The sequence below is a fragment of the Paenibacillus sp. Z6-24 genome (assembly GCF_054161335.1).
In genome coordinates this window covers 2,615,120-2,638,992 of sequence record NZ_CP096398.1, presented here as the reverse complement: position 1 = coordinate 2,638,992, position 23,873 = coordinate 2,615,120, and the positions used below count along the sequence as shown (strand labels likewise).

The window sequence follows — 23,873 nt, the reverse complement described above, 5'->3', positions numbered from 1 at the left end:
GTATCGATTCCCTATCATCCTGTTCAGGTAAACTCCCTATTCCGTGAAAGCAGAGGTGGAACATATGCAATCCATGACAGAGACGGCCGAGCGTCGTCAGACCAAAGTAACCAAAAGTTCACTGTCTTCGATCCGGCGGCGTGAGAACTGGCTGGGCTGGCTGTTTGCAGCCCCGGCCATTCTGGGATTTATCATTTTCGTACTCGGTCCGATGATCGCCAGTCTGTGGCTTAGTCTGACCGATTACAAAGTGGCATCGACGCCGAATTTTGTCGGTCTGGACAATTACCAGAATCTATTTAACGGTACTGACGCCTTTTTCTATAAGTCGCTGGGCGTAACGTTGTACTACGTAATTCTCAGTGTGCCGCTTCAGATTATTGTGGCCTTTTTTCTGGCTATTTTGCTTAACCAGAATGTTAGGGGGCTGGCCTTTTTCCGGACAGCCTTCTACCTGCCGACGATCGTACCGCTGATTGCATCCTCGATGGTCTGGCTGTGGCTGTTTGATCCGGATATGGGGCTGCTCAATGTGATCATGCGGGCGCTGCATCTGCCGGAGAGCCAGTGGATCTACAGCGAGACGACTGTCGTGCCTACACTGGTGCTGATGAGTCTGTGGACAGTCGGGGGGACGATGGTCATTTTCCTGGCCGGGCTCAAGGACATCCCGGATCATTATTATGAAGCGATCGAGATTGACGGTGGCAATGCGCTGCACAAGCTGATCTATATTACAATTCCGCTCACTTCACCGACGATTTTCTTCAATACGATTATGGGCTTTGTCGGTGGGTTTCAGGTCTTTGTGCAGCCGTATGTCATGACCCAGGGCGGGCCGAATAATGGCAGTCTATTTTATATCTTTTACTTGTTCCGGGAAGCATTCACCTTCTCCAATATGGGGTATGCGTGTGCGATTGCCTGGGTGCTGTTCATCGTTATTATGATCTTCACTTTCCTGCTGTTCCGTACATCTCAGAAGTGGGTCTATTACGAAGGGGAGGGACGATAGGATGACGACACGAACTTTCCGCTGGCAGCGTGTACTGCTGTATGCTGTACTGATCCTGGGCTCACTGCTGTGCCTGTTTCCTTTTTACTGGCTCGTCCGCAGCTCCATGATGGATCTGGCCCAGATTTTTGAGATGCCGCCGAAATGGATTCCCGAGCCGTTCGTACTGCGCAATTTTATCGAGCCGTTCGAGCAGCTGCCGTTTGGACGTTACTTTATCAATACACTGATTATTGTGGTCGGTACGCTCATCGGTACGCTGCTGTCGAGTACGATTGCTGCCTACAGCTTTTCCCGGATAAAATGGGTCGGCAGGGATAAGGTATTTGCGATTCTGCTAACGAGCATGATGCTGCCATTTGCGGTCACCCTGATTCCAACCTTTATCGGCTGGCAGTCTCTCGGTCTGATCAATACGTATGCCCCGCTGATCGCGCCTGCCTTTTTCGGTGGAGGGGTGTTCAATATTTTCCTGCTGCGGCAGTTCTATATGACACTGCCGAGAGAGCTGGATGAAGCCGTATTCGTCGATGGAGGCAATCACTTTACCATCTTCACTCGGATCATCCTGCCGTTGTCCCGTTCAGCCGTGCTCGTCATCGGGTTATTCACTTTCCTGAACACATGGAATGACTTTATGGGACCGCTCGTCTATCTCAATGATGAGAGCAAATTTACCCTTGCCATCGGCCTCCAGCAGTTCCAGGGCATGTACACCGCCCAGTGGGGAGTACTGATGGCAGCCTCGCTGATTATCGTCTTGCCTGCGATTCTGCTGTTCATGATCTTCCAGCGCTATCTGATGGAAGGTATTGCCCTGACAGGGATCAAGGGCTAAGGCAAATGGCATTTTGAAGAAAATACCAATCAAAGAACAAAGGAGCATTCCCATGGAAAAATCAAAAGAATTGCTGCATACTGTCAGCCTCAAAGAAGTTCATATTCAGGACGAGTTCTGGTCCGGCTATGACAAGCTTGTCCGCGAAGTCGTCATCCCTTATCAGTACGACGCGCTGCATGATCGTATTGCCGATGCAGAGCCCAGCCATGCGATCAAAAACTTTGAAATTGCTGCAGGGCGGGCAGAAGGAGAGTTCCACGGATTCGTATTCCAGGATACCGATGTCGCCAAATGGATTGAGGCTGTCGGCTATTCCCTGATGACGCATCCCGATTCCGAACTGGAGCGCATTACCGATGAAGTGATCCAGCTCGTATCGGAAGCACAGGGAGAGGATGGTTATCTGAATACGTACTTTACCATCAAGGAACCGGACAAGCGCTGGACCAATCTGGCAGATTGTCACGAACTGTATACCGCCGGTCATATGATCGAAGCGGGCGTAGCTTATTATCAGGCGACAGGCAAACGCCAATTGCTGGATGTAGTATGCCGTCTGGCGGATTACATAGACACCGTATTCGGGCCGGAAGAAGGCAAGCTGCGCGGCTACGACGGTCACCAGGAGATCGAGCTGGCACTGGTCAAGCTGTATCGTCTGACAGGGGAAGAGAAGTACCTGCGTCTGAGCCAATTTTTCATCGATGAGCGTGGTCAGCAGCCGAACTTCCTGGAGCAGGAGTGGGAGAGCAGGGATCGTATCAATTTCTTTGTCGGCAAAACAGACCGGATCGATCTCGCTTACAGCCAGGCGCATGTGCCGGTTCGTGAACAGCAGGTGGCCGTCGGTCACGCGGTACGGGCTGTCTATATGTACACCGCCATGGCAGATCTGGCCGGACAGACCGGTGATCAGAGTCTGTACGAAGCTTGCAAGACGCTATGGAACAATATTGTGCACAAGCAGATGTACGTCACCGGCGGGATTGGATCGACCCATCACGGTGAAGCATTTACGATTGATTATGATCTGCCGAACGATACGGTTTATTCGGAGACCTGTGCAGCGGTAGGCATGGTATTTTTCGCCCACCGGATGCTGCAGATTCAGCCGAAGGGCGAATATGCGGATGTGCTGGAGCGTGCACTGTACAATACCGTAACCGGCGGCATGTCCCAGGACGGCAAGCATTATTTCTATGTGAATCCGCTGGAAGTATGGCCGGCAGCCTGTCACCATAATCCGGACAAACACCATGTGAAACCGGTACGCCAAAAATGGTTCGGCTGCTCCTGCTGCCCTCCCAACGTAGCCCGTCTGATCACATCGCTCGGCCAGTACATTTACAGCAGCGACGAAGCTACCATTTACACCCATCTGTATGTCGGTGCATCCGCTGAACTGCCGGTAGGCGATCGTAATATCAAGATCCAGCAGGAGACAGGCTACCCATGGAATGGTGCATCCCGATTCACCTTTGCCTTGGAACAACCGCAATCGTTCACACTCGCTCTACGTCTGCCCGGCTGGTGCAAGCAGGCTGCCCTGACCATCAACGGCGAGTCCGTATCTTATGCTTCACTGCTGCGCGATGGCTATGTCTATATCCAGCGCGAATGGTCAGCCAGTGACATCGTCGAATGGAACCTGGAAATGGATATCCAGATCCTGCGTGCCAATCCCAAGCTGCGTGCCACTGCAGGCAAAGTCGCCCTGCAGCGCGGTCCGCTCGTCTATTGTCTCGAACAAGCCGATAATGGCGAGCTGATCGCCGCCCTGCAGATCGAGACCGACAAACCAATGACCGCTAGATTCGACGGAGCCCTGCTGGGCGGCTGCACCATCATCGAAGGCAGCGCGATCCGAGACCAGGAACAAACCTGGGGCCAGTCCCTCTATCAGGACCACGCCCCCGAACAAACGCACCAATCCTTCACCGCCATCCCTTACTTCATGTGGGGCAACCGCGGCGAAGGCGACATGACCGTCTGGATGCGTAAAGCCTAACCCACATCTACAAAGCTCATTACGAACCACCCATTTTTTGGGAATAAAAGTAAACCAACAAATAGAATAAAAACCATAGAATAAAATCAAAAATTAAAAAAAGTGAAAAGCAAAAACAAATTGAAAAATAAACTGAAAGCTGAAAAACTAAAAACTAAAAAACCTATCACCTAAAGTTCCAACGTATCCACACCAGCTCATCTCTCTAAAACTTACTCCTCTCACCCATGGGGAATTCTTTCCCTGGGAAGTGATGGATGAGCTCCCGGCACGAAGCGGAGGAATTGGAATTAGACTTCAGCAGCGAAGCGGCCCTATTTAAGATCGGATATTTTCCGCAAAGCGGATATTCCAAATATCCGATCTTAACGAGGGGCAGAAGACTAATCCAATTCCGCAGCGCAGTCCCCCGGGAGCTCCCTCCCACTTTCCAAGAAAAATCCCCACCCACAAAATGAAAACGCTTGCAATTGGTATTAAATGGATTTATATTATAATTAGGCATGATTTCTATACTGCTGGTTCAATAGCTAAATGCCGGATAAGGATGCCCATATCAAAGGAGGAGTTCACCATGGCGATCTCGCATGTTCTTGTCCCTTATGATGGTTCCATGCATTCCCAGAAAGCGTTGGAACGTGGAGCTGCACTTGCACAAAGCCTGGAAGCCGAGCTGGAAATTCTTTACGTGGATTCAGCGACTGTAGATGAACTGCGTCAACCTCTCATCATGACCTCCAGCGAGCTGGAGATTTATTTCGACCATAAAGAAGACGAGATTCGGCGCAATCTGCGCGAAATGATCTCCAAAATTCCGGATGCCCGTACGGTGATTCTGTACGGCAGTGCAGCCAAAGGTATTGTGGAATATGCGCAGCAATCCAAACCTGATCTGATTGTCATGGGCAGCCGTGGACTCAGCACGATGAGTGAAATGGTACTGGGCAGTGTCAGTCGTTATGTGACACAGCGCGCCCAGGCACCGGTAATGATTATCAAATAAATGCATATCCGGTCGCAGTAGGTGAGATTGTGCCAGCAACGACCGTTGCAAAAGGATTGGCTTACCAAATCATAAACGCCAGGGTATACTGGTAAATTACTGGGATATGAATTATGTACCGACCGTCTTGTTAATGGACGGTCTCTTTGCTGTGGAAATCGTGAAAAGAAAGATAGATGAAGAGGAAAGCACTTATCCCGAATTGGGTATCATGGTGAGTATATTCAAAAAAAGGAACATTTGTTCCTATTTTTTCATTGAAACTATTGTGCATAAACGCATATAAGGTTAAAATAGATATAGCATATTGATTAGGGAGGTATTTCGTTGGCTAAAGCAAAAGTGGCCAAGCGTCCAACACGCGATGAATTTGTTCTGGAAGAAATGGGTAATCAGCTGACCGAAGCGTATCGGGAAAAGTCCGAGATCGTTCTGACCGTATGGGGTTGGCAGGACACTGTACGCGGTCAGATTGTAAATATGGACTCTCGTACAGGCAAGGTCCATGTACAGCAGATGGAAGATCTATACAAGATTCCTTTTATGGATATTATGCAGGTCAATTATCCGAGAGATTAATAAAATGCATATTATTTTTTATGCGTTTTTTCAAAATAATCTTTGACACAACCAAATAAGAAAGAATATACTAGCATAGGCGATTATCGTCTATGCTAGTATTTATATAGGAGGGTATTTATGCCTTTTGATCAGGAACAGAGCCCACTGGGCTTACTGCTATCCCGAACCTATTTGTTGTACCGAAAAAAAGCGGCTCAGCGGTTGCAGCCCTATGATATTACTCCGGAACAATTCGGCGTGCTGCATCAGCTCAGCAGTCATGGCGGTGTCTCACAGAAAGTGCTGGCCCAGGTGCATGAGCGCGATCAGACCAGTATTGGCAAGACACTGGAACGTCTGGAGAACAAGCAGCTGATTATGCGGCAGGTGGATCCCAATGATCGTCGTGCTGTCAATGTACATCTGACCGTCAAAGGTAAGGAGTTGCTGGAGCAGGTTACACCAGCGATGCGAGGGATTGAAGACGAAGTCAATCAGGTACTGACCGATGAAGGCAGTGACCGGTTTATCGGAGCCATCAACAAAATATACAAGAGTCTATCCGGCTGAATACTGAGGCCGGTGATTTTTTGATCAAATAGATGCATAACCATCTATCGGCTATGCATTTATTAATATTTAAATTAATAGAATGAGAGGAAGTACAGAATGAACGTGTTAAGCACATGCAAGGATTTTCTGAAAATTGTACAGACCAAGATTGGATTGGTATTTGCCGTTTTTGTACCTTTACTGTTTACCATCATATGGATGACCGGGTATAGCGGTGCTACCCAGCGGATCGATCAGCTCAAGGTAGGGATTGTTAATGAAGATCAGGCAGCAGGCCAGCTAATTGCTAATGCGATTGGCAAGCAGGCTCCTTATCAAATTGTGCCTTATAGCACGCTGACGGAAGCACAGCAGCAGATGGATAATGGTGCACTGATGATGGTCATTTCCATTCCCAAGAACTTTGCGGAACAGGCTGCTGACGAAAGAAACAGCAAGCTTGTGTATTACATTAACCAGGGCAACTCGGATATCGCCAAATCCATGATGGAGAGCTCGGCAGCGCAGATCTCCGCAGTTGTCAGCAAGCAGGGCTTTACAGCTGTCCAGCAAGAAGTGGTTATGACCGAAGCCGAAATCGTTAAAACCCATGATATCAGCAACTTTGCCATCTCCATGCTGCCGATGGTGCTTGGGTTTGTTACTTATATCGGGGTCATGACGATGAATATCCAGCTGAACCTCTCATCGATGATGCTCAAGCGCAACCGCAGCAAATGGGAGATTTTCTGGGGCAGACAAATACTGCTGCTGGGCGTATCCATTATTGGCTCGCTTATTGTTACCGGTGCAGCGATGCTGTTTGCAGATACGGCAGCTTCGTTCTGGCAGATGTGGGGCTTCCATATTCTCGTCTATATAGCGTGCATCGCTGTAACACAGATGGGCTTTGCCTTGTTTGGCAATGCGGCTCCACTGTTTAATGTGGCACTAATTCCTTTTCAGCTCATGACTGCAGGCAATATTATTCCTTCAGCCATGCTGACTCCTTTTTACCGTCATATCGGCAGTTTCCTGCCGGCACCAAATGCAATTCAGGGCTATCTGCGCCTGATCTACAGCGGGGCGCCGATGACTACATTCGTGATTCATCTGCTGCTGATTGCCTTGATCACCTGGGGAATCACCGTGCTGCGTACAGCAATGACCCATCCGGCGCCAAGCCCGCTGAATCAGCCGGCCGCCAGCCATTAATCCGAAGAGGAATATTGAACCATGTATCAGAAAATTATCGTTCCGTATGATGGTTCTGCCCATGCACAGCGTGCACTGGAGCATGCCGGAGCTTTTGCTGCCACCTAGCAGGTTGCTGTTGAAATTGCCTAATCATCTTAACGAAGCTGCTGCGCCTTGTTAATTCAACCTGCAGATCCAAAATCCAACTTGCAGATTCAATACAGACCGGAAGTTACCTGAGAAGGTACTTTCGGTTTTTGGTATGCACAGTGCTGCTGATCTCTATCCCTGTTCAATATATTATTTTGTACAGCAATTATAAAATGCCAGACCGCAAGATAACCTTGTACTATCGACCAGATCGCCAGAGCTGTCTATCCAGCTTCACATCCAAAATATTATATGATGAAATTCGCTATTTTGATAACCTAATAGATTACATATTAGAGGAAGTTTACCAAAAAAAGCGAATCTTATAAAGGTATATTGAATACGCTTACATTAAAAGGAGGAAATCATGAAAACAGTAACCAAATCACAGCCAACCCAATTACAACCAATGAGACCAGAACGATGCAGCTCCGATTCCGCAAAATACGTATCTTCTATGGACGGACTGTCATCTCTGTCTGCAGACAAGGTGTATTCATTTCCTCTGCCCAGGCGATGGGCCGGCGCAAGGAAGACAGGGTGGCACAAGCTAAGTAAGCTGGTTTTGGCAGGCTGTCTGCTGGCTGGAGTGCTGCCAACGCTGTCTACAGCCGAAGCGGCAGTGACAAGCTACAAATTTGACTTTGGTGGAGGAGCCATCGAAGCGGGGTATACCGGTGTACGCGCAGAAGACGCATACAATGCCAGCAAAGGATATGGATTCAATACACCGGCAAATATGCGCAATGTCTCTGCTGCCGGACGTGGTGCAGGCAGCGATGCAGTTCAGTTTATGACCTTTGGCACCAAGAGCAGCAATACATTTAATGTGGATCTGCCGAATGGGTTGTACAATGTCAAGGTAATGCTGGGCAATACCAGCCGCTCGAGTGTGGCTGCCGAAGGCGTCTATCAGATTATTAATATGACCGGCAATAATGTAACTGATGAATTTCAAATCCCGGTGAGGGATGGACAGCTCAATCTACTCGTAACGGAAGGCAAAGCAGGCGGAGCCTTTACACTGAGCTCGCTGGAGATTAGCCAGCTGTCTACCAATCCGGTTACCCGTCCAACCATCTATGTAGGCGGAGATTCGACCGTATCCAACTATTATCCGCTGGCTACCAGCATACAGGGAGGCTGGGGACAGATGCTGCAGCAGTACATCAACCCGGCAGACTATGTGGTACGTAATTTTGCTTCCGGCGGACAGATTGCCCGTGGCTTCCGCAATGATGGGCAGCTGGAAGCGATTCTCCAGTACATTAAGCCGGGCGACTATTTTATATTACAGCTGGGCATAAATGATACCAATCCGAAGAATAATGAGACCGAGGCCGAATTCAAGGAAATCATGCGCGATATGGTCAGACTGGTCAAATCCAAGGGAGCTACCGTAATCCTGTCAACTCCGCAGGGACGTGCGACGGACTTTAACAGTGCAGGTATCCATAACGCAGAAGGACGCTGGTACCGTCAGGCGACCATTGCGCTGGCTGCCGAGGAAGGCGTACGGCTGATCGATCTGAATGTGATCAGCTCGGCATACTTTACATCGATCGGTCCGGCAGCGACTCTGGCATTGTATATGGACGGCGACAGCCTTCATCCCAACCATGCCGGTGCGCTGGAGCTGGCCCGTCTGTTGACACAAGAAATGAAGAGACAGGGATTGTATCGTTAGATTATGATGCTGTATCCATGCCTGATCACCTGCCCTTTGGTAGGGGTGATCAGGCATTTTTTTGTAATGAGGAGGGGCTGGCTGTAATATTTTTTTGGGCGTCATTGTTCTCGGAATGGAACACCCTTATACATACTAAAAATAATATAGTATACTATAATAAGTACTTGGTGATCTGTGCGGTAACAGTGCTTTATTTCGAATAAACCTCTACCGTATACCCTGTTAGCAGGCATTTCCTTTCACGAAAAGGTCTGTTACGATAGATCTACCGAACAGAGTAAGAGGATGGAGGAATTATACTATGGCAATGCAGCTTATTGATCCAGCTATTATCCAGCAGCGAATCCAGGATCTTCAGGATCAGGATTTGTACATTCATTTGGAAATGACAACTGGCGCTTATGCTTCCCATATGGACAGCACTAAGCATCCTGCCGCAACTTTTATCAGCAATGCGCTGATCCGCTATACGACCGGCTCCATTTCGGAAAAGGCGCCGCACTTCCGTGTCGGTCTCAAGACCGAACATGGCTGGGTCTATTCCGAAGGGCTGACCCATTACGAAGAGAGTGATCGTGAACGGCTGATCCTGGCGGGACATGATACCCAGGGCAAGCTGGTCGTTGCTCTTCAACTGAGCAAGGAACCTTTTTAATGAACGAGGAGATGAAACCAATGATGATGACTATTCCTGCTAACTCGCGCGTTCTTGTCGTCCTGCCTCACCCGGATGATGAGTGCTATAGCCTGTCCGGTACGCTTGCCAAGCATATTGCTGGTGGTGGTCAGGTGACCTATGCCTGCCTGACACTGGGCGAAATGGGACGCAATATGGGGACGCCTCCTTTTACCAATCGCGTTGATCTGCCGCGTATCCGCAAGGGCGAACTGGAGAAATCCGTTGCTGCGATCGGTATTCAGGATCTGCGCATGATGGGCTTTCATGACAAGACGATTGAATTTGAAGACAGAGTGGTACTGGATGGAGCGATCCATGATCTGTTGACCGAGCTTAAGCCTTCGGCTGTGTTCACGTTCTATCCGGGCTACAGTGTCCATCCGGACCATGATGCTACCGGCGCCGCAGTTGTACGTGCGATGGGACGACTGCCGGAATCGGAACGTCCTCCGCTGTATACGATTGCTTTTTCGCATAACTGCACGGATGAGATCGGCTTCCCGGATACCGAGAATGATGTCGGTGATTTCCTGCAAAACAAGCTGGATTCCATCCATGCCCACCGTTCCCAATTCCCTTCACCGGGCGAACTCGGCAAAAGCCAAAAGATGGATCGCGAACTGCGTGAACGCTTCAGCCGTGAGCGTTTCTGGACGTTCCGCGACTTTCCGCGTTCCTGATCGAAGAAGAGCCGCATAAGGCGTTTATGCGATGATGTGCGTTTCTTTAGGCGATCCGGATATGACCTTGGATCGAATGTATAACCGCTGAATATACAGCCGGATACCTTGCTGCAATGAGGTATCCGGCTTTTTGTTAGCTGAATTACTTAACTCTCTTCCATATTGGGTAAGGATAGAGTAAGAACAATTACAATCTGAGGAGGAGATTAAGATGGCAGAGAATCCGATGAAGAATCTGAAAATTCCGATGACAACAGTAGGAAGCGGCGACGAGGTGGAATTGCGTCCCGATGTGTACGGTCTGACTCTGCAATTTGTGAATGTAGCGTTTATCGGGAACCCGGGCAGTCTGCGGGATTGGGTCCTGATCGATACCGGACTGCCGCAATCGGCAGACAAGATCGTTAAAGTTGCCAACGAACGCTTTGGCACCGGGGCACGTCCGACAGCTATTATTTTGACACATGGTCATTTCGATCACGCTGGTTCAGCGGTTGAGTTGGCTCAGAAGTGGGATGTGCCGGTATATGCGCATCAGCTGGAAATGCCTTTTCTGACCGGCAAGTCCAAGTATCCAAGCTATGATCCGGGTGTGGAAGGCGGACTCAATTCCCGTCTGTCTGCCGTATTCCCGAATCAACCGGTGGATCTGCAGCCGTATATTCATAATCTGCCGATGGATCACAGCGTGCCTGGATTGTCGGAATGGCGATGGATTCATACTCCCGGCCATGCACCCGGTCAAATTTCCCTGTTCCGTGAAGAGGACGGTACACTGATCGCAGGCGATGCCTTTATTACTGTTGATCAGGATAAGTTGTGGGACAGCATGATTCAGAAACGTGAACTGTGTGGACCGCCGAGATATGCGACGACCGACTGGACCGCAGCGCGTGATTCGGTCGAACGACTGGCTTCACTGCGTCCGCAGTATGCGCTGACCGGGCATGGACAGCCAATGATGGGGCCGGATCTGACCGAAGGACTGCCGCGATTGGCAGCACACTTTGACGAATGGGCCAAGCCATCGCACGGTAAATACGTGGATCATCCGACCAATGAAGCACCAGGGCTAGGCGATGATGAGCGCCGCCATACCGATATGTAGGGTACAACGGAATAGAGCAAGCAAAGTCCATCTATTCAGCCTGTCCCTTCAAATAGTAACGTGAAGGTAATCATCCGATCGAAATCGTACTGAAATAAAGAAGACTGCTAATTGCGCAGTAATCAGCTGAGGCTGCCCGGCAAGATCGGGCAGCCTTTGATTTTGTAATAGATAACGCTTACAATTTAGACAGGGCAGGAGGTTACCATCCGGAGAATTATACTTTTCCGGATGCCCGTCTGCTGTACATAATCCAATCATAGAGGAGTGTATCACGATGCAACGAGTATCCTTTGTACTGAATATCCGGCCGGAAGATCATGAAGAGTATATCCGCCGCCATAAAGCTGTTTATCCGGAGCTGCTGCAGGCTTTTGGTGAAGTGGGCATCCGGACATACAGCATTTTTCTGCATGGAGGCACGCTGTTCGCCTATATGGAAGTGGAAAATTATGAGCAGGCGATGGCGCAGCTGGCAGATCATGAAGCCAACCAGCGCTGGCAGCAGTACATGTCCGATCTGCTGCTCATTAATACAGAGGGAACGACATCGGAAGTGATCCCGGAAGTATTCCACTATCATTCGTAAAACGTACACAAATCACGGTTATCCATGGCATCTATAAAGTTGTATAAGCGCCTCCGACATGTCATCATGGATGTTGGAGGTGTATTTGTGATGAAATATGTTCATTATCAGTTTGACGGTCAGGATCAGCTGGGTATCCGTCTGGAAAAGGGGATCCTGCCGCTGCAGGTTCTGGAGAAGACTATGCCGGATGGCATAAGGCTGCCTCGTACCGCAATGGAACTGGTCCGCTTGGAAATGTTACATACCAGCATAGAACATCTGCTTAATCATCATTGGACTGATTATGCCGGCGAGCTGCTGGCAGAAGACCAGGTACGCTGGCTGCCCTGCATACCACAGCCGGGCAAGGTCATCTGTATCGGATTGAATTACCGCAAGCATGCAGCAGAGACGAATATGCCCGAGCCGCAGACTCCAGTCGTATTCAGCAAGTTCTCGGATGCTGTCACGGCACATCTGGAAGAAATCCGTATTCCTGCTGTCACCGAACAGCTCGATTACGAAGCAGAGCTATGCATCGTTATCGGGAAAACCGCCGAGAACGTCAGCAGGGAACAGGCACTGGATTATGTATTTGGTTACTGTGCAGCCAACGATCTGTCGGCTCGTGATCTGCAGATGCGGACCAGCCAGTGGCTGCTTGGCAAGACGGGAGCAGGCTTCGCTCCGCTGGGACCATATCTGGTTACTGCCGATGAGGTGGGCAATCCGAATCAGCTCGGCATCCGTGCCTATGTAAATGATAGACAAGTTCAGAACTCCAATACATCCGATATGATTTTTCATTGTGATGAGCTGATCCATTATCTGTCGCAGCATATGACGCTGCAGCCGGGAGATATCATCCTGACCGGTACACCGGAGGGGGTAATTATGGGATTATCGGAGAATGAGCGCAGGTGGCTGTCTCCTGGCGATGTGGTAACCATTGAGATCGACAGATTGGGACGTCTGACCAATACATTTGTTCGTTAAAATTAGCAGCAATACTAAGGCTGGAGGCCATTTCCATCTCCGCTATATCGCTATAATTAACAATGCTTTTACATGCGCGCGGTGACACCGGAGCCCAAACACGTTATTATGGAAGGAGTGGACATAAATAGAGATGAGGTCTGTGGATGAAGGTAAGAGAGTGGATTAACTATGAGGGAATCAGAAGGATCATTGTATTATTGATCCTTGTGCTGATTATTTATTCAATGTCCAGCATGATGAATATCATTCTGATGACCCTGCTGCTAACTATATTGATTGGCAGCTTGTATAACGGTGTAATGAAGTTGTTCCGCCGGGTAATTCCCAATGTGTCACCGTTCTTTGTGATTCCGCTTGTCTATGTTGTACTGGTTGGTGTGATTGGCTGGGGGGTCTATCGTATGGTGCCGACTGTCAGTACGCAGGTGGTTCAGATTTATGGAATGATACAGAATGTATACATGAATCCGCAGGAAAGCAAGTGGAATCATTATATTGTGGAACTGCTGCGTACTCTCAACATTGAGCAAGTGCTGGAAAATGTAGGACATTTTATCGGACCGGGATTTACGGTGCTGCTCAAGATTAGCCAGATCGGATCGCAGCTCTGTATTGCACTGCTGCTGAGTCTGTTCTTTTTGCTGGATCGTTCGCATATTATGCGGTTTACGTCATCGTTTCAGGACAGCAAGCTCAGCTGGTTTTTCAAGGAAGTGGGCTATTTCGGCAAAATGTTTCTGAATACATTCGGCAAAGTTATTGAAGCCCAGCTGCTGATTTCCTTTATCAATACGATTCTGACCATTGCAGCGTTGTGGATTATGGGTTTCCCGAATCTGATCGGTCTGGCGGTGATTGTGTTCGTACTGGGTCTTGTACCGGTAGCCGGGGTATTCATTTCCCTGATACCGCTCAGTCTCACCGCACTAAGTGTGGGCGGTATTCGATATGTGCTGTATCTAATCATTCTGATCCTGATCATTCATGCCATTGAAGCCTATTTGCTGAATCCGAAGCTGATGTCCAGCAAAACGAATCTGCCGGTATTTTATACGTTTGTGATTTTGATTTTTTCCGAGCATTTCATCGGGCCATGGGGCCTGATCATCGGTATCCCGTTGTTCGTCTTTTTCCTCGACCTGATTGGTGTCAACCGGGGGAGAGCAGGCCGGTCCAAAGAAGATAAGCCTGCAGCGAGACTGCCGGAATAAACAATGAAATGATAGGAATCTATGAGGATATACATCAACAGGTTGTTATCCAGGTTCTGTTCGATAGACGCTCTCCCCTAAAGAATCGGGGAAAGCGTCTATTTTATTTGGTAATAAGCCCACTGGAATAGAAAATTTTTGGTATATGAATAAATAGGTTTCTATTTTACAAAATTCAAGACTTTTGTATATATTTCCATGATAAGATATTGCTGTTACACACTATTTCGGTTACAGGGGGCAATTTATGGTTACATGGAACGGACTCAAGTCCAAAGGATGGAAAACACTGCTGGCAGTATCGCTGGCCTGGCCGCTGCAAATGGCATTTGGCGGAGAGGACATGATGGTTCATGCAGAGACAGCCAGTGATCCGGCACCTTTTATCGCTGCCAAAGTAATAAATGAAAACGCTGGCAAAAAAGTGCTGTTCGACAATACGCACGGTCAGACGGCTGGTGCGGCAGACTGGGTCATCGATGGTGGATTCTCGGATTTTGCCAACGCATTAGCAAATGATGGCTATGATGTCCGGGAACTGCGCAAGACCGTATCATTTACATATAGCGATTTGAGCCCATATGATGTGTTCGTTATCGCTGAACCGAATATTCCTTTCAAAACAAGTGAACAGGCTGCAATGGAACAGTACGTAGAAAGCGGCGGCAGCATTTTCTTCATTGGCGATCACTATAATGCAGACCGTAACAAAAATCGCTGGGACGGATCGGAGTCAATCAACGGATTCCGCCGCGGAGCCTGGGCAGATCCTGCGAAGGGAATGTCCGAAGCCGAGCGCAATTCGGCAGCGATGAAGGATGTGGTCAGTTCGGACTGGCTTTCCGATAACTTTGGTATCCGTTTCCGCTACAATGCACTCGGAGATATCAATGCGACGAATGTAGTGGCTCCCGATCAGGCATTTGGCATTACGGAAGGTGTGAGCAGTGTAGCGATGCACGCAGGCTCCACACTCGCGATTACCGATCCGACCAAAGCAAAGGGGATCGTCTATCTGCCGGAGACTAATGATGCCTGGGGCAATGCGGTAGACCAGGGTGTCTATAATGGCGGCGGAGTGGCAGAAGGACCTTATGTTGCCGTCTCCAAGCTGGGACAGGGTAAAGCGGCATTTATCGGTGATTCTTCGCCTGTAGAAGACGCCACACCAAAATATCTGCGGGAAGAGACAGGCACCAGAAAAACCACCTATGACGGATTCAAGGAAGTGGATGATGCCACTCTCTTGGTCAACACTGTGAACTGGCTGTCCACTGACGAGAACTATACCCGTCTGGATCAAGTAGAAGGTCTGAGACTGGATCAGCCTACACCACAGCTGGCGATCGAGACGCCGCAGACATCGACAGAACCGCAGGCAGAACCGTGGTCTGCACCGGCAGCCGGGTATAACTGGTGGGACCCATCTACCTTTAAGCCAGGTTCCTATGGCAGTACGGTTACAGTAGCCAATCCGGTCTACAGCTTTGTACACCAGGCTCAGCTGCCCAATGCCGAGGAGTTTCAGCTGCGTATTGTAGCCGATGACCTGACGCCGAACAGCACGGTGACAGGATTCAGTACAGGTATTTATGTAGCAGGTGGTAACCAGGTAGCCCAGATTCAGAATGCAGATGGTACATGGCCTGCATCGTACGGCTACAGTTCCACATACAGTCTGACAGCAGACAGCAAGGGACATGCGATCAAAGATCTGACGATTCGCATCAAGCCGGGTACGACAGGTACAGCAAGTCTGCGTCTGCGCCAGAATGGCAGCAACCTGCTGACCACTCCGGTGAATATCGCCAATGTACCGGCAGAACCGCTGCCGGATGATGGCGGTGGTGTGCAGATTCCTGCACTGACGGATATTAAGAGTGCTCGCAGTCAAGCTCCCGGCACTGTAGTTACAGTCAAGGGCGTAGTGACTTCAGCGCCAGGTTCATTTGGCGGACAGGCATTCTACATGCAGGATGAGACTGGCGGAATCTACGTCTACCAGAACCAGAGCGGATTTGCCCAGGGTGATGTCATTCAGATTACGGCTCCGACGACCGTGTATAACTCCGAACTGGAACTGACGGACCCGATTGCCATTGAGAAAACAGGTACAACTGCACTGCCTCAGCCTGCTGTTGCAGTGACAGTAAATACGTATAATCAGGGACAGCTGATTCAGCTGAAAAATGTCACGATCAGCAATATTGCCAGCGCAACGCCGGCTGGATCATTTGAATTCGATGTGACGAGTGATGTATATACAGCTGGTGAAGTAAAAACCCATGTGCGTGTGGATGGACGCACAGGACTGACACTGGCGGATTTCCCTTACCAGGCGGGTGATCAGGTCGATATTAGCGGGATCGCTGCCATCTTTAAGGACAGCTTCCAGCTGAAACCAAGAGGCATTGCGGATATTATGGCCGCAGATACCGAAGAACCGACGCCACCAACCGAAGATTCTCTTGCAACAGGTGTTCCGGGCATGCCAGTATTGTCCGACAATAATGGACAGGATACCGGCCTGCGTGATGGAGATTACCGGATTACGATGAATATGTGGTGGGGCAATAACGGATCGTCCTACAAACTGTATGAAGATGAAAAGCTGATCAGCGAAGGCAAACTGGCTGCCCAGTCTCCAGCCGCTCAGGTGCTAACGCAGGATATTGAGGGCAAAGCCAACGGCACGTACACGTATGTACTGGAACTAACCAACAGCTACGGTACGACCAAAAGCCAGCCGCTGAGGGTGGAAGTAAAAGAAGCAGCACCAGGCAAGCCGGTACTGTCCAGCAATAACTGGGATGGTGATGGAAGCTATTCGATTACGATGAATATGTGGTGGGGAACGAATGCTTCCGAATACCGTCTGTATGAAAATGGTAAATTGATCGATACCCAATCTCTGAAATCAGCGACTCCACAGGCGCAAAATGCAGTCAGCGCAGTGAACGGAAGGGTGCCGGGCGAGTATGTATACACCGCCGAGCTGGTAAATGCTGCAGGTTCGACCCGCAGTGAAGAAATGACTGTTCGCGTCACACGTTAAGTTTCGTTCATCAGATGAGCTTACGTGACAGACACCAAGCTTTATAATAAGAGCTGCTTTTGCGTTACACTAAGTTGCATCTGTAAAAGGATCATTTCAAAAAGCAAAAAGCCCCGAATCTTCCGTTGCAGCTATCTGCAGCGGTACGATTCGGGGCTTTTTATAGATTCCACATATATACGGTTCCGATTAAATAGGGATAGCAGTGCAGGGATGGGCAATATGCAGTGTAAGCATAAGTGCTCAAGATCAGCCTTCCGATCAGGACAGTACAGCGATCAACAGCAGTACCCATCCGGCCAGGAACAGCAGGCCACCAAGCGGGGTGATTGCTCCCAGCTTGCGTATACCGCTCAGGCTCAGTGCATACAGGCTGCCCGAGAACAGGATAATACCGGCAAACAAGCACCAGCCTGCAGTGATTGCCAGACTTTGCCCATCTAGGAAATTCGGGGACAACGCACCGATAATGAGCATGCCAAGACTGTGGGCAATATGATACTGAATGCCCGTTTCATAAATTTTCATCATATCCGGTGATAGCTTGGCTTTGAGCGCATGAGCGCCAAATGCTCCCAGTGCTACCGCGAGAAACATCATAATACTTCCGATCACGAGAATGGATTGCAATGTACGTTCCTCCGTCAATAAGATTTGAGATGCTGAAGATGTCAGGATACATCAGATGTCTGCTCAGAGTTTGCGCAGGAAGATATTCTGGATACTATGATCCGCTTCCTTGCGCAGAATCAGCTGCGCACGGCCCTTGGTCGGCAGGATATTCTCATGCAGATTTTTGGCGTTAATGGTCTTCCAGGTGTGCTGGGCCGCTTCTTCTGCCTGTTCTGCTGTCAGATGCCCGAACCGGTTGTGGAAATACGAATCGGGATTCTGGAATACCGTCTGGCGCAGTAATTGAAAGCGCTCTACATACCAGCGGGCAATATTGGTCTCATCCGCATCGATGAAGATGGAGAAATCAAAAAAGTCACTGACAAACAGCGGTGACTGCTTCTTCACCTGCAGCACATTGATGCCCTCGACAATCAGAATATCGGGGTTATTGATAATGCTCTCTTCATCGGGAATTCTATCATAGGTCAAATGCGAGTATTTGGGCGCTCTCACGTCAGGCTTGCCGGACTTGATATCTCCCATAAACTCCATCAGACGCTTAATATCATAACTTTCCGGAAAACCTTTACGGTTCATAATGCCTTTCTCTTCCAGTACCGCTTTGGGATACAGGAACCCGTCTGTCGTAACCAGATCGACTCTGCGATGGGTGTCCCAGCGGGAGAGAAGGGTTTGCAGCAGGCGGGCGGTCGTGCTTTTGCCGACAGCGACACTGCCGGCAATACCGATAATAAAAGGAGTCTTGCGGGCTTTTTTCTTAAGAAAAGTAGTGGTGAGCTGGTGAAGCTGCTGAGAAGCACCCACATACAGATGGATGAGGTGGGTTAACGGCAGGTAGACCTCTTCCACTTCCTGCAGAGAAACATGTTCATTCAATCCTCTCAGCTGTTCAAGTTCCGGTTCGGTTAGTGGTAGTGGAGTATGTTGATCTCTCAAGGAAGCCCAGTCCTTGCGATCGAACTCAATGTATGGCGAATAACGTTTCATGTGCTCTCACTTTCTGCATTTTTTTTATTTCTAGTGTAACAAATTTGGCGCATAAAAACCTCATTTCTTCGGATAATGAAATATCACCATTCAATTTGGATGAAGAATACAAGAAATTCAATGCCAAATTTATTACGGTTAGTTACAAGTTTGCTAAAGATTTTAGGTATAAGCAGTGTTAATATAGACTACATAAGGAACTAGGACTATAGACTATATAAATAGATACAGATCGTTGTTTTACATAACAGGCTGGTGTCTTTGCTTGTGATAAGGAGGACTTATCTTGACCAAATCCGTTAATCGACATTTTGTTCCAGTTCGTAGTTATACTCATTTTAGCAATGAAAAAAATATAAATGCTTTTAATATAGATGATATGGAGAGCTATACGGCAGAGCAGTTTGCCGAAATGCTGGATATTCTCGAACTTATGCCGTATCGCAACACAAATACAGCAGTTGCAGCCGTGCAAAAAGCCCTTATTCTGGTGGAAAAGCTGGATGACGAAGAGCTGAGACAGCGGACCCGATTGATCCAGTCGGATGTCATGGCCCGGCAGGGAAAAGTGGCAGAAGCCGGACGGATCATGTTCCATATTCATCAATGGGCAGAGCAGAATGGATATGCTCATATTCTTGCACGCAGTCATCGCCTGATTGCAGGCTTTTACCGCCGGGTAGGAGATAATGAGAGCGCATTGCAGCATGCGATAGCCGGGCTAAGGGAACTGCCGGATACGGCTCCGCCCTCCACACGGGCAGACCATCTGATGATGCTAGCGCTCACACTGGATGAGGTTGGTGCCTATGAGGATTCGGAGCGCCGCTTTCAAGAAGTGCTGATGCTGGCTACACTGATGGATGATACCCAGCTGTTAATGTTTGCTTTCAATAATATGGCGTATACCCGTTATGAGATGGGACAGGGTGAAGAAGCATACAGACTGATCAATAAATTACGTGACCTCGCCAACCGCAAACACGTTGAACTGGGAGCTTCCCAGTTGGATACTATTGCTCAGGTAGAGATTCTGCTGGGACAGCCGGCCAAAGCTGAGCAGACCCTGGCGCCGGTCGTGAATGACCCGCTCAGCCGCAAACTCGGCGATTTGATGGTTCTGCCGGAATGCCTGCTGACAGCTGCTGAAGCGCAGCGGCTCCAGGGCAAATTGATCGAGGCGCAGGAGACTCTTAATGAAGCAAGGCATCTGTGTCATGAACATGGATTGCCGGGGCTGATGGTACGTGTCCGACTGCAGCAGTCCGAGCTGCATGCGGCAGGAGGCGATTATCGTAATGCCTATGAAGAGTACAAGCGTTACCACGAAGCGGGAGAGAAACTGCGTTCGAGTGAACGGGAGGCGCGGGCACGCATCATGCAGATCACTTTTGATGCAGAGGAAGCACGAAGGGACAGCGAGCTGTTCCGTGAACTGGCCCTTCGTGATCCGCTGACCGGTCTGCATAATCGTCGATATATCGAACCATATATGGATGAACTGCTGGAAGAGTCTTTTGCCCAGGGCAAGCCGGTGACTGCCATTTTGATTGACCTGGATCATTTCAAGACGATCAATGATACATTGTCCCATCAGGTCGGTGATACGGTGCTGGTGCATCTGGCCAAGATTCTTTCGCTTACGGTGCCTTCCTCTTCAGCACTGGCAAGGATCGGCGGCGAAGAATTTCTAGCCATACTGCCGGATACGGATGCAGCCCAGGGGCTGTACCATGCGGATCGATTGCGTCAGGCGATTCATTCGGCGGACTGGAGCACAATTACTGGAAACCTGCCGGTGACTGCCAGTCTAGGAGTGAGTACAATGGCCGGGATCGCTATCAACCGAACCGAATTGCTGGCGATTGCCGACCACCGACTGTATGAAGCCAAAGATTCGGGTCGCAATCGTGTCGTCGGAGATTCCCTGTAAAGTAAGAGATTGACTGGCAATTTGAATCAAAAAAGCGGATAATAGTCTATTGAACTTCTATTATTTCCAAGAAGGAGGCATATCTATGTCTGAACATCATTCATCACCTCAGGACACCGCTCCTGATCATATAACACTGTCTGTGCTGGATCTGGCACCTATCAATGAAGGAGCCACTGCCGCAGATGCTTTGCGTAACAGCCTGGATCTCGCCCAGCATGCCGAGAAATGGGGGTACAATCGTTACTGGGTAGCCGAGCATCACAATATGCCCGGAATCGCCAGCTCTGCGACTTCGGTCGTTATCGGCTATCTCGCAGGTGGCACGTCAACAATCCGCGTTGGCTCCGGCGGCATTATGCTGCCGAACCATGCACCACTCGTGATTGCCGAGCAGTTCGGTACATTGGAATCCTTGTATCCCGGACGAATCGATCTGGGTCTCGGACGTGCGCCGGGCAGTGACCGCCGTACGACGCTGGCACTTCGCCGGGATATTAACAGCGGAGAAGACTTTCCCGAGCTGTTGGATGAGCTGACACAGTTCTTCGATGCTTCGGCCACTTCGTATCATGCACCAGTACGTGCGGTGCCTGGCGAAGGATTGTCGGTACCGATCTGGCTGCTTGGTTCGAGTGATTTCAGTGCCCGACTGGCTGCTCAGAAAGGCTTGCCGTTTGCTTTTGCTGGCCATTTCTCGCCGGATTATACACAGCGTGCGCTGCGAATTTATCATGAATATTTCACACCATCCGATGTGCTGCAGGAACCCTATGCCATGCTCGGTGTAAATGCAATTGCAGCGGATACGGATGAGGAAGCGGAATGGCTCAGCACCACTATGCAGCAGCAGTTCCTGAATATTATCCGTGGACGCACCGGTCAGATCAAGCCACCGGCTGACATGACCGGCAAATGGTCGGAGTACGAACAGGCTGCTGTCGAGAAGCAGCTTCGCTCCACGATCAAGGGCGGACCGGAGACGATCAAAAAGGGTCTGCAGCAGTATATTGCAGACACCGGAGTGAATGAGCTGATTATTACAAGCATGATCTATGATCATAAAGCGCGCCTGCATTCCTACGAGATCATCAGCGAAGCAGCAGGGATTAGCAAACCGGTACAGTCCCGCTAATTTCTATTGAAATCAGGAATTAATTACAATTTATTCGAAATTATAACGACAACATACAAAACCGGCATTGCGATCTACAGGCAGTGCCGGTTTTGTGCTGTATACCTGCCTGCTGTAAAGCAGCCGAAGCAAGTGATCAGTCGGACCATTAATATGTTGATGCAAACTGCCCGATTGGATATCCATCGTCATGGTTGGTACAATTGGGTTCATGCCCAGTGACTGCGGGTATAAGACCCCATAACTGTCAAATTACCAAACTAAACAACCACGAGATACGATTTCCCTCTCCAGCATTGAACATAAAAGACCGCTTTGATCAGGGTCCTCTTTGTGAAAGGAGTGTAGAGCGTGACCAAGAGGGATGCTTATTTTGATAATGTGAAATTTCTGCTTATTCTGCTGGTCGTAATTGGCCATCTCATTGAGCCGCTGTATGACGATCCGCTGCTGAGACCGTTGTATTTGCTTATTTATTCTTTTCATATTCCGATGTTTGTACTGATCTCCGGCTATTTTGCCAAAAATATCGGTACAGGTGATTCCCTGAACAAAGTCATCAGCCGACTGGTTATTCCGTATCTGGTATTCGAGACACTTTATTCGCTGTTCGATTACTGGATCTATGACCGTGCGGAGCTGGTATTTTCCTATTTTACCCCCTATTGGCTGATGTGGTTCTTCTTCAGTATGATTCTGTGGAAGGTAGCAATGCCTTATATTATTCGTATCCGGTATGCACTGCCGATCGCGATAGGCATTGCCTTGCTGGCGGGTTATGCGAATGATGCCCAGTATTATGCCAGTGTCTCCCGCACGATTGTGTTTTTTCCATTTTTTCTGGCAGGCTATTATCTGGATAAATCGATGATTAGTCGGCTGCACAGCAGAGGAATGCGCATTCTGTCTGCGGTTGTGCTGGGAGGTTCCTTTGCCGTCATCTGTCTCTATTCGCAGCTCTATCGCAAGGAATGGTTCTACGGCAGCTTCTCGTATGAAACGCTGGGGCACAATGAATGGAGTGCAGGCATCTATCGGATCGGCGTCTATGCGCTTGCCGTACTGGTCGGTGGAGCGGTGCTCAGTCTGGTACCGCGCCGTACGATTCCTCTCGTCTCTGGAATGGGGATGAATACGCTGTACACATATCTGCTGCACGGATTCTTGATTATGGCGCTGACTGCAGGCGGACTGTATGATCTGTTGGATACGGCGGCCAGCAAGCTGCTGCTGATTCCGCTGGGGCTGATCATTACTGTTATTCTGTCGCTTGGCAGCATTCGAACCTGGCTGCGATGGTTGGTGGAGCCGCATGTCCGCCGGATATTCAAGCGCAATCCCGGTCATGCCGGCAGGGAAGGGCAGACAGGACACGGATAATTGGATACAGGCCGTTCATGTCTGTCTTTTGATTGGCGGAAATAGTAAAGAGGGGGACACCATACCTTGCTCAAAAGCTACATATGAACGTTTAAGGGTGAATTGGTACACCGATCCGGTCAAGTATTGCCAGGACCTTGACCGATACAGATGTGGTAATTAGTTGGAGCGGTTGAGGACAAGGCCATTGCCGAGCGTACAGTACAGCGGAGCGAATTAGATTGGGTCATTGTACGACCTTCAGCTCTTAGCGACGTAGCCGCCACTTCGAAATATACGGCAGACCCCTTGACCCGCATTTCTCCGCTCCGGCTACTTTCCTTCGCTGACTGCGCCGACTGCCTCGTAAGGGCAGCGACGAATGAGCCAACCTGGGCCAGGAAGATCGTTAACGTTGGGCGATAATGGAGTTGTCTTAAACGAAACGTTAGTTTTCGTTATTCTAATTTGATATTTCTAAGTATTGTTCTTTTTGGGGA

The 23,873-nt window shown here is 49.3% G+C and carries 22 protein-coding genes; 20 read left to right on the top strand and 2 right to left on the bottom strand.

What is annotated here, in order from left to right:
• The first annotated feature begins 64 nt into the window (after positions 1–64).
• From M1D61_RS11535 to M1D61_RS11460, 16 genes are all read left to right on the top strand, one after another.
• Entirely contained in the window at positions 65–1,015 is a 951-nt protein-coding gene (locus tag M1D61_RS11535; RefSeq protein ID WP_458118634.1) for a carbohydrate ABC transporter permease, read from the top strand.
• A gap of 1 nt (position 1,016) precedes the next feature.
• A complete protein-coding gene (locus M1D61_RS11530) occupies positions 1,017–1,853 on the top strand; it encodes a carbohydrate ABC transporter permease (RefSeq protein WP_458118632.1) in 837 nt (278 codons plus the stop codon).
• Positions 1,854–1,905: 52 nt separating this feature from the next.
• On the top strand, positions 1,906–3,864 hold the full coding sequence (locus M1D61_RS11525; RefSeq protein ID WP_458118630.1) for a glycoside hydrolase family 127 protein: 1,959 nt from the start codon (positions 1,906–1,908) through the stop codon (positions 3,862–3,864).
• 574 nt (positions 3,865–4,438) lie between these two features.
• Complete coding sequence (locus tag M1D61_RS11520) at positions 4,439–4,867, top strand: universal stress protein (protein ID WP_046214252.1); 429 nt, start codon at positions 4,439–4,441, stop codon at positions 4,865–4,867.
• A gap of 327 nt (positions 4,868–5,194) precedes the next feature.
• Complete coding sequence (locus M1D61_RS11515; RefSeq protein ID WP_458118628.1) at positions 5,195–5,446, top strand: YolD-like family protein; 252 nt, start codon at positions 5,195–5,197, stop codon at positions 5,444–5,446.
• Positions 5,447–5,566: 120 nt separating this feature from the next.
• Entirely contained in the window at positions 5,567–5,998 is a 432-nt protein-coding gene (locus M1D61_RS11510; RefSeq protein ID WP_458118627.1) for a MarR family winged helix-turn-helix transcriptional regulator, read from the top strand.
• A 99-nt stretch (positions 5,999–6,097) separates the two neighbouring features.
• Complete coding sequence (locus M1D61_RS11505) at positions 6,098–7,195, top strand: YhgE/Pip domain-containing protein (RefSeq protein WP_458118626.1); 1,098 nt, start codon at positions 6,098–6,100, stop codon at positions 7,193–7,195.
• 21 nt (positions 7,196–7,216) lie between these two features.
• Positions 7,217–7,303, top strand: coding sequence for a universal stress protein (locus M1D61_RS11500; RefSeq protein WP_458122488.1), 87 nt, complete (start codon positions 7,217–7,219; stop codon positions 7,301–7,303).
• A 391-nt stretch (positions 7,304–7,694) separates the two neighbouring features.
• Positions 7,695–9,014 carry a rhamnogalacturonan acetylesterase gene (locus tag M1D61_RS11495; RefSeq protein ID WP_458118624.1) on the top strand — a complete coding sequence of 440 codons (1,320 nt, stop codon included), beginning with the start codon at positions 7,695–7,697 and terminating at the stop codon, positions 9,012–9,014.
• A gap of 310 nt (positions 9,015–9,324) precedes the next feature.
• The gene (locus M1D61_RS11490; RefSeq protein ID WP_458122487.1) at positions 9,325–9,672 is read left to right on the top strand and encodes a YojF family protein; all 348 of its coding nucleotides are present in this window, start codon (positions 9,325–9,327) and stop codon (positions 9,670–9,672) included.
• 20 nt (positions 9,673–9,692) lie between these two features.
• Positions 9,693–10,376, top strand: a complete 684-nt coding sequence (gene bshB2, locus M1D61_RS11485) for a bacillithiol biosynthesis deacetylase BshB2 (protein ID WP_458118623.1) — start codon at positions 9,693–9,695, stop codon at positions 10,374–10,376.
• Positions 10,377–10,590: 214 nt separating this feature from the next.
• Positions 10,591–11,487, top strand: a complete 897-nt coding sequence (locus tag M1D61_RS11480; protein WP_458118621.1) for an MBL fold metallo-hydrolase — start codon at positions 10,591–10,593, stop codon at positions 11,485–11,487.
• A 277-nt stretch (positions 11,488–11,764) separates the two neighbouring features.
• Positions 11,765–12,076, top strand: a complete 312-nt coding sequence (locus tag M1D61_RS11475; protein WP_458118619.1) for an L-rhamnose mutarotase — start codon at positions 11,765–11,767, stop codon at positions 12,074–12,076.
• Positions 12,077–12,166: 90 nt separating this feature from the next.
• Positions 12,167–13,054, top strand: a complete 888-nt coding sequence (locus M1D61_RS11470) for a fumarylacetoacetate hydrolase family protein (RefSeq protein ID WP_458122486.1) — start codon at positions 12,167–12,169, stop codon at positions 13,052–13,054.
• Between the two features lie 146 nt (positions 13,055–13,200).
• A complete protein-coding gene (locus M1D61_RS11465; protein ID WP_458118618.1) occupies positions 13,201–14,268 on the top strand; it encodes an AI-2E family transporter in 1,068 nt (355 codons plus the stop codon).
• Between the two features lie 247 nt (positions 14,269–14,515).
• On the top strand, positions 14,516–17,323 hold the full coding sequence (locus tag M1D61_RS11460; RefSeq protein WP_458118616.1) for a chitinase N-terminal domain-containing protein: 2,808 nt from the start codon (positions 14,516–14,518) through the stop codon (positions 17,321–17,323).
• A gap of 261 nt (positions 17,324–17,584) precedes the next feature.
• Here M1D61_RS11460 and M1D61_RS11455 read toward each other — a convergent pair whose 3' ends face one another.
• Together M1D61_RS11455 and coaA are read right to left on the bottom strand one after the other, a co-directional pair.
• The gene (locus tag M1D61_RS11455) at positions 17,585–17,953 is read right to left on the bottom strand and encodes a DUF423 domain-containing protein (protein WP_458118615.1); all 369 of its coding nucleotides are present in this window, start codon (positions 17,951–17,953) and stop codon (positions 17,585–17,587) included.
• A gap of 63 nt (positions 17,954–18,016) precedes the next feature.
• Positions 18,017–18,946: a type I pantothenate kinase gene (gene coaA / locus M1D61_RS11450; protein ID WP_458118613.1), complete on the bottom strand. Its 930-nt coding sequence runs from the start codon at positions 18,944–18,946 to the stop codon at positions 18,017–18,019.
• Positions 18,947–19,232: 286 nt separating this feature from the next.
• Here coaA and M1D61_RS11445 point away from each other — a divergent pair, with 286 nt between their 5' ends.
• From M1D61_RS11445 to M1D61_RS11430, 4 genes are all read left to right on the top strand, one after another.
• Positions 19,233–20,879 carry a tetratricopeptide repeat-containing diguanylate cyclase gene (locus tag M1D61_RS11445; protein WP_458118611.1) on the top strand — a complete coding sequence of 549 codons (1,647 nt, stop codon included), beginning with the start codon at positions 19,233–19,235 and terminating at the stop codon, positions 20,877–20,879.
• An 85-nt stretch (positions 20,880–20,964) separates the two neighbouring features.
• Entirely contained in the window at positions 20,965–22,014 is a 1,050-nt protein-coding gene (locus M1D61_RS11440) for an LLM class flavin-dependent oxidoreductase (RefSeq protein WP_458118609.1), read from the top strand.
• A gap of 351 nt (positions 22,015–22,365) precedes the next feature.
• Positions 22,366–23,394 (top strand): acyltransferase family protein, encoded by a 1,029-nt coding sequence (locus M1D61_RS11435; RefSeq protein WP_458118608.1) that lies wholly within the window; start codon positions 22,366–22,368, stop codon positions 23,392–23,394.
• A gap of 186 nt (positions 23,395–23,580) precedes the next feature.
• Entirely contained in the window at positions 23,581–23,799 is a 219-nt protein-coding gene (locus M1D61_RS11430) for an NAD(P)H-binding protein (RefSeq protein ID WP_458122485.1), read from the top strand.
• Positions 23,800–23,873 lie beyond the last annotated feature (74 nt).